This window comes from Streptomyces sp. ISL-12 (genome assembly GCF_018614415.1).
GTDB lineage: Bacteria > Actinomycetota > Actinomycetes > Streptomycetales > Streptomycetaceae > Streptomyces.
The window spans coordinates 1-12,019 of record NZ_JAGGOO010000115.1; the positions used below are offsets into that span (position 1 = coordinate 1).

The window sequence follows — 12,019 nt, forward strand, 5'->3', positions numbered from 1 at the left end:
GCGCTGCCGTCCGCGCCGACGACGGCCCGGGCCAGCACGGTCTCGCCGCCCTGCAGCACGACGGCGGCCGTACGCCGGTCGGGGACCGCCGACCCGTGCTGCTCGACCCGCGACACCGTCACGCCCGTACGCAGTTCGGCGCCCGCCTTCTGCGCGTGCTCGACGAGCTGCTGGTCGAACTCGGGCCGGTTGATCAGCCCGAACAGCATCTGCTTGGAGCGGCGGGTACGGGTGAAGCGCCCGTTGTTGGAGAAGGTCACCGCGTGCACGCGGTCCTTGAAGGGCAGTTCGAAGCCCGGGGGGAGCGAGTCGCGCGAGGGTCCGATGATGCCGCCGCCACAGGTCTTGTAGCGGGGCAGTTCCGCCTTCTCCAGCAACAGCACGCGCCGTCCCGCGACCGCCGCCGCGTAGGCGGCCGAGGCCCCCGCGGGTCCCGCGCCCACCACGACGACGTCCCACACCTGACGCGCGTCGTCCGCCGAAGAGTTCTCGCTGCTCACGATGGTCTACTGCTCCGATCAAACCGCATGCCGCACCTGTCCTTCCGCATCCTACGGTGGGCATCGCCGCAGGCCACTGTGGGAGGATCGGCAATGTATGCGCCCCGCACACACCAGGGCGCGCGCACACCGCACGATCACTCTCAAACACCGCATAAAGCGGAACAGTCAGCGGAGTGGTCATCAGTACAACGTCGCACCTACAAGGAGCGTGCCCATGTCGTCGAATCCGGTCGCCGAGACCGTCGCCTCCCTGATGCCGAGGGCGAGGGCCGAACTCGCCGAACTGGTGGCCTTCCGGTCGGTGGCCGACTTCGAGCAGTTCCCGAGGAGCGAGAGCGAGGCCGCGGCGGAGTGGATAGCCGGCGCGCTGCGCGCCGAGGGCTTCGAGGACGTGGCCCCGCTCGACACCCCGGACGGCACCCAGTCGGTGTACGGCTACCTGCCCGGGCCCGAGGGCGCGAAGACGGTCCTGCTCTACGCCCACTACGACGTGCAGCCCCCACTGGACGAGGCCGGCTGGACCACTCCGCCGTTCGAGCTGACCGAGCGCGACGGCCGCTGGTACGGACGCGGGAGCGCCGACTGCAAGGGCGGCGTCATCATGCACCTGCTGGCGCTGCGCGCGCTGAAGGCGAACGGCGGTGTGCCGGTGCACGTCAAGGTGATCGCCGAGGGCTCGGAGGAGCAGGGCACGGGCGGCCTGGAGCGGTACGCCGAGCAGCACCCGGACCTGCTGACCGCGGACACCGTCGTCATCGGCGACGCGGGCAACTTCCGGGCCGGACTGCCGACGGTCACCACGACCCTGCGCGGCATGACCCTCGTACGCGTCGCGGTCGACACCCTCGAAGGCAACCTGCACTCGGGGCAGTTCGGCGGCGCGGCCCCCGACGCGCTGGCGGCGCTGATCCGCACGCTGGACTCGCTGCGCGCCGAGGACGGTTCGACGACGGTCGACGGGCTGGCCGGCGACGGCACGTGGGACGGGCTCCAGTACGCGGAGGAGCAGTTCCGCGCGGACGCCAAGGTGCTCGACGGCGTGGAGCTGATCGGTTCCGGCACGGTCGCCGACCGCATCTGGGCGCGTCCGGCCGTCACGGTGCTCGGCATCGACTGCCCGCCGGTGGTGGGCGCCACGCCCTCGGTGCAGGCGGGCGCGCGGGCGCTGGTGAGCCTGAGGGTGCCGCCGGGCACGGACGCCGCCGAGGCCGTCAAGCTGCTCGGGGCCCACCTGGAGGCGCACACGCCGTGGGGCGCGCGGGTCACCGTGGAACAGGTGGGCCAGGGCCAGCCGTTCCGCGCCGACGCGACCAGCCCGGCGTACCAGGCCATGGCGGAGGCGATGGCGGTGGCCTACCCGGGCCAGGAGATGCAGTACGCCGGCCAGGGCGGCTCCATCCCGCTGTGCAACACCCTCGCCGCCCTCTACCCGGACGCGGAGATCCTCCTCATCGGCCTGAGCGAGCCGGAGGCCCGCATCCACGCCGTCGACGAGAGCGTGTCCCCGGAGGAACTGGAGCGGCTGTCGGTGGCGGAGGCGCTGTTCCTGCGGAACTACGCGGGCAACTGACGGCTGCCGGGCAGGGCAACGCCCTTCTGGGGGCGCGGAGGACTACCCGCACCCGGCATGCGACAGCTCCACCACCCCCGTAGCCGCGAAGGTCACCCGACCGGCACCCCCGCCTCCAGGTACAGCGCAGCACCCCGCTCCCGCGCCCGAAGGGCCCACCGCAGCCGCGCGTACCGCACCGGAGGCAGCAGCCCCGCCGCCTCCTCCTCGCTGACGAACCGCCAGCCCCGCAGCTCGGGCCCGGGCAGCAGCAGCCGCCCGGCGTCCGCGGAGGCGAGCCGTCCGCCGTCGAAGAGCAGCCGCAGACCGCCGTACCCGGGCGGCTGCGGCGGCTCCCAGTCGACGACCAGCAGGGACGGTACGTCGTCGAGGTGTACGCCGGTCTCCTCGGCGACCTCGCGGACGCCCGCACGGGCGGGGGCCTCGCCGGGTTCGACGACACCGCCCGGGAACTCCCAGCCCGCCTTGTAGGTGGGGTCGACGAGCAGCACCCGGTCGTGTTCGTCGAAGAGCAGGACACCGGCGGCGATCGTCTCGGCGGTGGGTTCCGGGGTCTGCACGATCTCGCAGACGGGCGCTGCGCCGGTACCGACCGCGTCGGCTATGCGGGCGGCGGTCTCGAACGGGGTGAGACCGCCGTTGTCGACCGGGTGGGCGTCGGCCATCAGCCAGGCGCCGAGCGCGGCCCGGTACGGCTCTATCCGGTCGTACGACCACTGCCGCACCCGCATCTCGCCGTCGGGCAGGTCCGGGGGGACCTCGCGGTGGGCTATTCGTTCCCGCAGTATCGTTTCGGCCGGTGTGAGCAGTATGTGCCGTACGGCGATCCGGCGGGCGGCGAGACCGCCGAAGATCTCGTCCCGGTACTCCTGGCGCAGCAGGGTCATGGGGACCACCAGCGTCCCGCCGAGTTCGGCGAGCATGGCGGCCGCCGTGTCGATGACGAGACGCCGCCAGATCGGGAGGTCCTGGTAGTCCCCGGCCTCGGCAAGGCGTTTGGGCGGCAGCAGGTGTGCCAGCGCTCCGCCGATGATCTCCGGGTCGAAGAGCGTGCTGTTCGGGATCAGGTCGATCAGTTCCCGTGCGGTGGTCGTCTTCCCCGCACCGAACGCGCCGTTGATCCAGACGACGGTCACAGGTCCCCCTCTTCTGTTGGCCCCCTGTGGCTTGCCCGCTCCACCCTGCCACGGAAACCAGTCTCGGTTGAGGAGCTGCGAAAGCGGCGCCGACGCCCCTGGCCGGGGTGTCGGCGCCGCGTGGTCCGCTTCCGCGCCGGTCAGTCCTTCGGCGTGTCCTCGTGCGGGGCCAGGACGTCCTTGCCGATGTCGACGTGGCTGAGGGCGTCCGTGGCGGTGTGCGGGTCGACGGGGAGGTCGGTCACGCCGTGCGAGGGGGTGACGGCCGCGACCACGAAGCCGGTGGCGAGGGAGGCGATGGCGAGCATGCTGCGCTTCTTCATGCCGGGTTCAACTGCTCCGGCGGCCGGAGGTCACCCGCCGGTTCCCTCCCGGCCGCGGCCGGGCGCCGAGCCTCCGTCGCGCGCCCCCTGCGAACGCCCGCCGCGTCACGCCCGCCCGCGTCACGCCCGCCGCTTCCCAGAGCGCCGACCGCCGTCACACCCCGGAACACCCCCTGCCGTCACACCCACCACGCCCCAGAACGCCGACCACCGTCACACCCGCCGCTCCGCAGAACGCCCACCGCCGTCACTCCCCGGAACACCCCTGCCGCCACACCCACCACGCCCCAGAAGCCCCGCCGTCACCGCCGCCGCGCGCCTCACACACCCGCCGCCGACACGCCGGCCGTCCTGGTGAGGGCCGCCGCGGCCGCTCCCACCAGTCCCGCGTCCGTGCCCATCTGCGCGGGCGTGACCGTCAGGTGCCGTACGAAGGAGAGGGTCGCGTACTCGGCCAGGGCCCGGCGCAGCGGCGCGAAGAGGACCTCGCCCGCCTTGCCCACGCCGCCGCCGATCACGGCGATGTCGATCTCGACGAGGGTCGCGGTGGCCGCGATGCCGGCGGCCAGCGCGCGCGCCGCCCGCTCGAAGGAGGCGACGGCCACCGGGTCGCCGTCGCGGGCGGCGGCGGCCACCGCGGCGGCGGAGGCGTCGCCGTCGGCTCCGGGACGCCAGCCGCCCTCCAGGGCACGCCGCGCGATGTTGGGGCCGCTCGCGATGCGCTCCACACAGCCGCGCGCACCGCATGGGCACGGGTCACCGTCGAGATCCACGCTGATGTGGCCGATGTGGCCGGCGTTGCCGGTGGGACCGGGATGCAGCCGCCCGTTCAGGACCAGACCGCCGCCGACGCCCGTCGACACCACCATGCACAGCGCGTTGTCATGGCCGCGGGCGGCGCCCTGCCAGTGCTCGGCCGCGGTGATCGCCACCCCGTCGCCGATCAGCTCGACCGGCAGGCCGCCCGCGGCGGCGCGGACCCGGGCCACCAGCGGGTACTCGCGCCAGCCGGGGACGTTGACCGGGCTCACGGTGCCGGCCGACGCGTCCACCGGCCCGGCGCTGCCGATGCCGACCGCCGTGGCCCGCGCCCACAGCGGCGCCGCCGTCAGCTCTCCGAGCACCTCCTCGACGGCCCCCATCACGGTGTCGCCGTTCTCCCGCGCGGGGGTGGCGCGCTGGGCGCGCACCAGAATCCGGCCGTCACCGTCCACCAGCGCGCCGGCGATCTTGGTGCCGCCGATGTCCAGTGCGGCCACGAGGTCGGTGTCCATCAGAGTCGGTTCTCCCCGTCAGCCCTCGACAACACGAGCGCGTCGCGCTCTCCGCGATGGACAGTGTCCACCCGATCTGACAACGTTGTCCAGGCTCTATGCTCGACGCCACATCCTCATACAACCCCATGGGCGCACCGCCCCCGTGGACGACAGGAGCCGTCGCTTCCCGTGGACGACAGGACAGGATCCCCCATCGTGCCCGACATGGCCCGCCCCGCGCACCGCAGCAGCGGGAACCGTTACGGCAACCGTCCGACCATGAAGGACGTCGCCGCCCGCGCCGGCGTCGGTCTGAAGACCGTCTCCCGTGTGGTCAACGGGGAGCCGGGGGTGACCCCGGAGACCGAGCGCCGCGTCCAGGAGGCCATCGACGCGCTCGGCTTCCGGCGCAACGACAGCGCGCGGGTGCTCCGCAAGGGCCGCACGGCCAGCGTCGGCCTGGTGCTGGAGGACCTCGCGGACCCGTTCTACGGACCACTCAGCCGAGCCGTGGAGGAGGTGGCCCGCTCGCACGGCGCCCTGCTCATCAACGGGTCCAGCGCGGAGGACCCGGAGCGGGAGCAGGAGTTGGTACTGGCCCTGTGCGCGCGGCGGGTGGACGGGCTGGTGGTGATCCCGGCCGGGGACGACCACCGGTATCTGGAGCCGGAGCTGAAGGCGGGGGTCGCCACGGTCTTCGTTGACCGGCCGGCCGGGCATGTCGACGCGGACGTGGTGCTGTGCGACAACTTCGGCGGCGCGCGGGACGGTGTCGCCCACCTCATCGCGCACGGCCACCGCAGGATCGGCTTCATCGGCGACATGCCCCGCATCCACACCGCCGCGGAGCGGCTGCGCGGCTACCGGGCGGCGATGGAGGACGCGGGCATACCCGTGAAGGACTCCTGGATGTCCCTGGGCGTCACCGACCCGGAGCGGGTGCGCCGGGCGGCCGAGGCGATGCTCGCGGACCCGCATCCGGTCACCGCCATCTTCACGGGCAACAACCGGGTGACGGTCACCGTGATCCGGGTCCTGGCCGAGCACACCCGCGGCGTCGCCCTCGTCGGCTTCGACGACATCGAACTCGCCGACCTGCTGCGGCCGGGGCTCACCGTGGTCGCCCAGGACGCGGCGGCCCTGGGCCGGACCGCCGCGGAGCGCCTCTTCGGCCAGTTGGACGGAGGCCTGCTGGTACCCGAACGCATCGAACTGCCGACCCGGCTGATAGCGCGCGGCTCGGGCGAACTGCCTCCGGCGGACTGACGGCGGACGTCCACGCGTCACCGAGCCCGGCCTGACTGCCGGTGACCCCGCCCGTCCCGCCGGCCGTCCACCGGCTGACGACTGTGACACCGGCGACTGGTGAGGCGTCCGGGCCGCGGGTACCCACGGGCCATGACAGAGGTGGTGCAGGCGGGTCTGTGGGGTCTGGTGGCGGGTTCGGCGCTGCTGCTCGGCGCGGTGGTGGGATACGGGCTGCGGGTGCCGCAGATAGTGATCGCGACGGTGATGGCCTTCGGAGCCGGGGTGCTGTTGTCGGCGGTCAGTTTCGAGCTGGTCGGGGAGGCGTACGAGCAGGCGGGGCTGGCCCCCGCGGGGATCGGCACCCTGGCCGGTGCCGTGGCCTACACCGCGGGCAACATGTGGCTGGCCCGCCGCGGTGCCCGGCACCGCAAACGCTCCGGGCACCGGCGGAGCCAGGCGCAGCCCTCCGAGCAGCAGCAGCCCGGCTCGGGACTGGCGCTGGCCTTCGGGGCACTGCTCGACGGTGTCCCGGAGTCGGCGGTCATCGGCGTGAGTCTGCTCGACGGCGGAGCGGTGAGCCTGGTGACCGTGGCGGCGGTGTTCATCAGCAACGTTCCCGAGGGCCTGTCCAGTTCGGCGGGGATGAAGAAGGAGGGCCGCGGCAAGGCGTACGTCTTCGGGGTGTGGGGCGCCATCGCCGCGGCGAGCACCGTGTCGGCGGTCCTCGGCTACACCGTGGTCGGCGGGTTCTCCCCCGCGGTGATCGCCGCGGTGACCGCGGTGGCCGCCGGAGCGATCCTCGCGATGGTCGCCGACACGATGATCCCCGAGGCGTTCGAGGACGCGCACCTGGCCATCGGGCTGGTCACGGTGAGCGGCTTCCTGGTCTCCTTCGCCCTCTCCCACACCTGACGTCTCACCTGCTGTCGGACCGGCCGCCGCCGGAAGCGGCGGCCTCGCCGACCGGGAGGCCGGGAGCGCGCAAGTCGCCGCGCCTCGGGGCCGAGAAGCCCTCCAGGTCGGCGCGGGTCAGCCCGGTCAGGCGGGCGACCTCGCCCGTGTCGAGGGCGCCGCAGTCCAGGCCGCGCAGCAGATAGCCGCTGAGGGCCTTGGCGGTGGCGGGCTCGTCCATGACGTCGCCGCCGCTGCGGCCGACGTAGCGGGCGAGGCGGTCGGCGGCCTGTTCGAAGCCTTCCCGGTAGAAGGCGAAGACGGCCGCGTACCGGGTCGGGAGGTGGCCGGGGTGCATGTCCCAGCCCTGGTAGTAGGCGCGGGCCAGGGCACGGCGGGTGAGCCCGTAGTGCAGGCGCCAGGCGTCGTGCACCCGGGCGGTGGGACCGACGGGCAGCACGTTGGTGGAACCGTCGGACACCCGTACGCCGGTGCCCGCGGCGGCGACCTGCATGACCGCCTTGGCGTGGTCGGCGGCCGGGTGGTCGCTGGCCTGGTGGGCGGCGGAGACGCCGAGGCAGGCGCTGTAGTCGAAGGTGCCGTAGTGCAGGCCGGTGGCGCGGCCCTCGGCGGCCCGGATCATGCGGGCGACCGTCGCGGTGCCGTCGGCGGCGAGGATCGCCTGGCTGGTCTCGATCTGGATCTCGAAGCCGATCCGGCCGGGCGCGAGGCCGTGCGCCTCCTCGAACGCCGTCAGGAGCCGCACCATGGCGGTGACCTGCTCGGCGTACGTCACCTTGGGCAGGGTCAGGACCAGCCCCTCGGGCAGGCCGCCGGCCTCCAGCAGGCCGGTGAGGAAGATGTCCAGCGTGCGGATGCCCCGGTCGCGGACGGCGGCCTCCAGGCACTTCATGCGGATGCCCGTGTACGGAGCTGCCGTACCGTCCTGGTGGGCCTCGGCGATCAGCCGGGCGGCGCGGGCGGCGTCCTGGTCCTCGTCGTCGCCCTGGTAGCCGTCCTCGAAGTCGACGCGGAGGTCTTCCACCGGCTCGCGCTCCAGTTTGGCGCGCACCCGCGTGTACACCGGTTCGGCGAGGTCGTCCGGCAGGCCGAGGACGGCCGCGAAGGAGGCGGCGTCCGGGGCGTGTTCGTCGAGCGCGGCCAGCGCCCGGTCGCCCCAGGAGCGGACGGTGCCGGCGGTGAAGGCGTCACCGGGGACGTAGACGGTGTGGACGGGCTGGCGCGTCCCGGGGTCCCCGGGGTAGCGGCGTGCCAGCTCCGCGTCGACCGGCGCGAGGGAGGCGCTGATCTCCTCGCCGACGGCGCCCGCGAGGCTCGTCGCCACCTTCTCCAGCTGCCCCATGCCACACCCTCCTCATGTCCGCCGCGGAACCCCCACCAGCGGAAATTCCGCTTTACGGAATCAACAATCCGTAGAGTGAAGCTATCCGGCGATCTTCCCGCCGGTCAACACCCTCTTGCCCACCGGTCCATCCGCCCCTCTCGGCATGTTCACGTCCATCTGGCACGGTCGTCGTGCCCACCAGCGCAGCCCTTCGGAAGGAGCTCCCGTGCCGAACCCCGGCCGGTTCACCCGCCGTCTGAGCCTGAAGACCGCCCTGGCCGGCGCCGCCGCCCTGCCGCTCGCCGCTACCGCGCCAGCCGCCGCCGCGCCGCCGGAGCGCGATGCCGGCCCCCTGGAGGTCATGTCGTTCAACCTGCGCTTCGCCAGCACCACCGAACCCAACAGCTGGGCCGTCCGCAGACCCGTGACCCGCGCGCTGCTGCGCCACGAGCGCCCGCACGTCATCGGCACCCAGGAGGGCCTCTACCAGCAGGTCCGGGACATCGAGGCCGACCTCGGCGCGTCCTACGACTGGATCGGCACCGGCCGCGCGGGCGGCAGCCGCGACGAGTTCATGGCCGTGTACTACGACACCCGCCGGCTCGCCCCGCTGGAGTACGACCACTTCTGGCTGTCGGACACGCCGGACGTGATCGGCTCCAACACCTGGGGCGGCGGCTCCATCCGCATGGTCACCTGGGTCCGCTTCCGCGATCTGCGTGACAACGGCCGGGAGTTCTACTTCCTCGACACCCACCTGGACAACGCGAGCCAGAACGCACGCGCGCGTGCCGCCGCGCTCATCGCACAGCGGATCGGCGGCCTCGACGCGTCGCTGCCGCTGGTGGTGACCGGTGACTTCAACGTGGCCGCGCACGGCAATCCGGTCTACGACACGATGCTGGGCGCCGGTCTCCTCGACTCCTGGGACGCGGCGGCCGAGCGCAGCACGCTCTACGCGACGTTCCACGGGTACCGGCCGCTGACTCCGGGCGGCGACCGGATCGACTGGATCCTGGTCACCCCGGGCGTCACGGTGCACCGCGCGGAGATCAACACGTACGCGCGGAACGGACAGTTCCCGAGCGACCACCTGCCGGTGCAGGCGTCGCTGACGCTGGGCTGAGGACGGGGACGGCCGAGGCCCCCGCGACCGGTGACGGTGGCGGGGGCCTCGGTACGGGCTCCTGGGGAGACTCAGCCCTTGCGGGCCTTGATCTCCTCGGTGAGCTGCGGGACGACGTCGAACAGGTCGCCGACGACGCCGTAGTCGACCAGGTCGAAGATCGGGGCCTCGGCGTCCTTGTTGACCGCCACGATCGTCTTCGAGGTCTGCATGCCCGCGCGGTGCTGGATCGCGCCGGAGATGCCGGAGGCGATGTACAGCTGCGGCGAGACGGACTTGCCGGTCTGGCCGACCTGGTTGGTGTGCGGGTACCAGCCCGCGTCCACCGCGGCACGCGAGGCGCCGACGGCCGCGCCGAGGGAGTCGGCGAGCGCCTCGATGATCGCGAAGTTCTCCGCGCCGTTGACACCACGGCCGCCGGAGACCACGATCGCGGCCTCGGTCAGCTCCGGACGCCCCGTCGACTCGCGCGGCGTGCGCGCGGTGACCTTGGTACCGGTCGCGGCATCGGAGAAGGTCACCGACAGGGCCTCGACGGCACCAGCGGCCGGGGCGGCCTCGACGGCGGCGCTGTTGGGCTTGACCGTGATGACCGGGGTGCCCTTGGAGACGCGGGACTTGGTGGAGTACGCGGCGGCGAACACCGACTGGGTCGCCACCGGGCCCTCGTCGCCGGCCTCCAGGTCGACGGCGTCGGTGATGATGCCGGAGCCGATGCGCAGCGCCAGACGGGCGGCGATCTCCTTGCCCTCCGCGGAGGACGGCACCAGCACGGCGGCCGGGGAGACGGCCTCGACGGCGGCCTGGAGGGCGTCGACCTTCGGGACGACCAGGTAGTCGGCGTACTCGGCGGCGTCGTGCGTCAGCACACGAGCGGCGCCGTGCTCGGCGAGGGCGGCGGCGGTGTCGGCGGCGCCGTTGCCGAGGGCGACGGCGACGGGCTCGCCGACGCGGCGGGCCAGGGTGAGCAGCTCCAGGGTCGGCTTGCGGACGGCACCGTCCACGTGGTCGACGTAGACGAGAACTTCAGCCATGGGACTTCTTCTCTCCTGCTTGCGAAAGACGATGGGCGGTCAGCGGAACGCGGGGGCTCAGATGAACTTCTGGCCCGCGAGGAACTCGGCGAGCTGCTTGCCGCCCTCGCCCTCGTCCTTGACGATCGTGCCCGCGGTGCGCGCCGGGCGCTCGGCCGCCGACTCCACGACCGTGTAGGCGTTCTCCAGGCCGACCTCGTCCTCGTCGATGTCGAGGTCGGACAGGTCCCAGGACTGAACCGGCTTCTTCTTGGCCGCCATGATGCCCTTGAAGGACGGGTAACGGGCCTCGCCCGACTGGTCGGTCACCGAGACGACCGCCGGGAGGGAGGCCTCCAGCTGTTCGGAGGCGGCGTCGCCGTCGCGGCGGCCGGTCACCTTGCCGTCCTCGACGGAGACCTCGGACAGCAGGGTGACCTGCGGCACGCCCAGGCGCTCGGCGAGCAGCGCGGGGACGACGCCCATGGTGCCGTCGGTGGAGGCCATGCCGGAGATGACCAGGTCGTAGCCGGCCTTCTCGACGGCCTTGGCCAGCACCAGGGAGGTGCCGATGGCGTCGGTGCCGTGCAGGTCGTCGTCCTCGACGTGGATCGCCTTGTCCGCGCCCATGGACAGCGCCTTGCGCAGCGCGTCCTTGGCGTCCTCGGGGCCCACCGTCAGGACGGTGATCTCCACGTCGTCGTCGGAGTTCTCCGAGATCTGGAGCGCCTGCTCGACCGCGTACTCGTCCAGCTCGGAGAGCAGACCGTCCACGTCGTCCCGGTCGACGGTCAGGTCATCGGCGAAGTGCCGGTCGCCGGTGGCGTCGGGCACGTACTTCACAGTGACAACGATCCTCAAGCTCACGCCGGCTCTCCTACTGCGTCGACATTTCCGTTGCTGCCTCTTGCAGGCAGCATAGGCGCCCCAAGCGGCCGATCCCGGCCGGGGCGACCTGCGCTCCGGTCGAAATATTACTCGTCAGTACACTCAGTTCGTTCCCGCTGAGCAAGCGCTTTGAACTGTGACCTTCGCAACGCAGCGTAACCGGAGTCCGACGGCTCCGCGCAGGCGCCCCCGCGCTGGTCAGCCGCGCAGGCCGTCGAAACGCCCCTGGTGGTACACGAGGGGCCGGCCGTCGCCGGTGGGGTCGCCGAGCAGCACCTCGGCGAGCACGATGCGGTGGTCGCCCGCGGGGACGCGGCCGGCGACGCGGCAGACCAGCCAGGCGAGGACGCCGTCCAGGACGGGCGCCCCCTCGGGGCCCGTGCGCCAGGCGGTGGCCGGTCCGAAGCGGTCGGCGCCGCTGCGGGCGAAGGTGGCCGCCAGGTCCTGTTGGTGCTCGCCGAGTATGTGCACGCCGACATGTCCGGCCTCGGCGATCACCGGCCAGCTGGAGGACCCGGTGCCGACGCCGAAGGAGACCAGCGGCGGCTCGGCGGAGACCGAGGTGAGGGAGGTGGCGGTGAAGCCGACGGGGCCCGCGTCACCGCACGCGGTGATCACGGCGACGCCCGCCGCGTACCGCCGGAAGACGGACCGCAGCAGGGCGGGGGTGTCGGATCGGAGGCGGGCCAGGTCGGGTGTGACCGTCATGCGTGAGTCCTT

The 12,019-nt window shown here is 72.9% G+C and carries 12 protein-coding genes; 4 read left to right on the forward strand and 8 right to left on the reverse strand.

The features are described 5' to 3' along the window. Positions 1-500 (reverse strand): FAD-dependent oxidoreductase (locus J7I94_RS28790; protein ID WP_215171629.1); only part of this gene is annotated, 500 nt, incomplete at its 3' end. Positions 501-717: 217 nt separating this feature from the next. Here J7I94_RS28790 and J7I94_RS28795 point away from each other — a divergent pair. Next, the gene (locus tag J7I94_RS28795; RefSeq protein WP_215171631.1) at positions 718-2,073 is read left to right on the forward strand and encodes a dipeptidase; all 1,356 of its coding nucleotides are present in this window, start codon (positions 718-720) and stop codon (positions 2,071-2,073) included. A gap of 92 nt (positions 2,074-2,165) precedes the next feature. On the opposite strand, the gene J7I94_RS28800 is transcribed toward J7I94_RS28795, so the two are convergent. The 3 genes from J7I94_RS28800 to J7I94_RS28810 all read right to left on the reverse strand — a co-directional run bounded on the left by J7I94_RS28800 (position 2,166) and on the right by J7I94_RS28810 (position 4,806). Then, entirely contained in the window at positions 2,166-3,209 is a 1,044-nt protein-coding gene (locus J7I94_RS28800; RefSeq protein WP_215171633.1) for an NUDIX hydrolase, read from the reverse strand. A 140-nt stretch (positions 3,210-3,349) separates the two neighbouring features. Further along, positions 3,350-3,532 carry a hypothetical protein gene (locus J7I94_RS28805; RefSeq protein ID WP_215171635.1) on the reverse strand — a complete coding sequence of 61 codons (183 nt, stop codon included), beginning with the start codon at positions 3,530-3,532 and terminating at the stop codon, positions 3,350-3,352. A 320-nt stretch (positions 3,533-3,852) separates the two neighbouring features. Continuing rightward, positions 3,853-4,806, reverse strand: coding sequence for an ROK family protein (locus J7I94_RS28810; RefSeq protein ID WP_215171637.1), 954 nt, complete (start codon positions 4,804-4,806; stop codon positions 3,853-3,855). A gap of 207 nt (positions 4,807-5,013) precedes the next feature. Between J7I94_RS28810 and J7I94_RS28815 the strand changes: the two genes are divergently transcribed. Continuing rightward, the gene (locus J7I94_RS28815; protein WP_215171689.1) at positions 5,014-6,054 is read left to right on the forward strand and encodes a LacI family DNA-binding transcriptional regulator; all 1,041 of its coding nucleotides are present in this window, start codon (positions 5,014-5,016) and stop codon (positions 6,052-6,054) included. A 132-nt stretch (positions 6,055-6,186) separates the two neighbouring features. Continuing rightward, positions 6,187-6,948 carry a ZIP family metal transporter gene (locus J7I94_RS28820; RefSeq protein ID WP_215171639.1) on the forward strand — a complete coding sequence of 254 codons (762 nt, stop codon included), beginning with the start codon at positions 6,187-6,189 and terminating at the stop codon, positions 6,946-6,948. 4 nt (positions 6,949-6,952) lie between these two features. Here J7I94_RS28820 and J7I94_RS28825 read toward each other — a convergent pair whose 3' ends face one another. Then, positions 6,953-8,290 carry an aldolase/citrate lyase family protein gene (locus J7I94_RS28825; protein ID WP_215171641.1) on the reverse strand — a complete coding sequence of 446 codons (1,338 nt, stop codon included), beginning with the start codon at positions 8,288-8,290 and terminating at the stop codon, positions 6,953-6,955. A 208-nt stretch (positions 8,291-8,498) separates the two neighbouring features. On the opposite strand from J7I94_RS28825, the gene J7I94_RS28830 reads away from it, so the two are divergent. Next, complete coding sequence (locus tag J7I94_RS28830) at positions 8,499-9,398, forward strand: endonuclease/exonuclease/phosphatase family protein (RefSeq protein WP_215171643.1); 900 nt, start codon at positions 8,499-8,501, stop codon at positions 9,396-9,398. 71 nt (positions 9,399-9,469) lie between these two features. On the opposite strand, the gene J7I94_RS28835 is transcribed toward J7I94_RS28830, so the two are convergent. The 3 genes from J7I94_RS28835 to J7I94_RS28845 all read right to left on the reverse strand — a co-directional run bounded on the left by J7I94_RS28835 (position 9,470) and on the right by J7I94_RS28845 (position 12,007). After that, complete coding sequence (locus tag J7I94_RS28835) at positions 9,470-10,432, reverse strand: electron transfer flavoprotein subunit alpha/FixB family protein (RefSeq protein ID WP_215171645.1); 963 nt, start codon at positions 10,430-10,432, stop codon at positions 9,470-9,472. Positions 10,433-10,489: 57 nt separating this feature from the next. Further along, positions 10,490-11,278: an electron transfer flavoprotein subunit beta/FixA family protein gene (locus J7I94_RS28840; RefSeq protein ID WP_215171647.1), complete on the reverse strand. Its 789-nt coding sequence runs from the start codon at positions 11,276-11,278 to the stop codon at positions 10,490-10,492. Positions 11,279-11,497: 219 nt separating this feature from the next. Further along, a complete protein-coding gene (locus tag J7I94_RS28845) occupies positions 11,498-12,007 on the reverse strand; it encodes a flavin reductase family protein (protein ID WP_215171649.1) in 510 nt (169 codons plus the stop codon). Positions 12,008-12,019 lie beyond the last annotated feature (12 nt).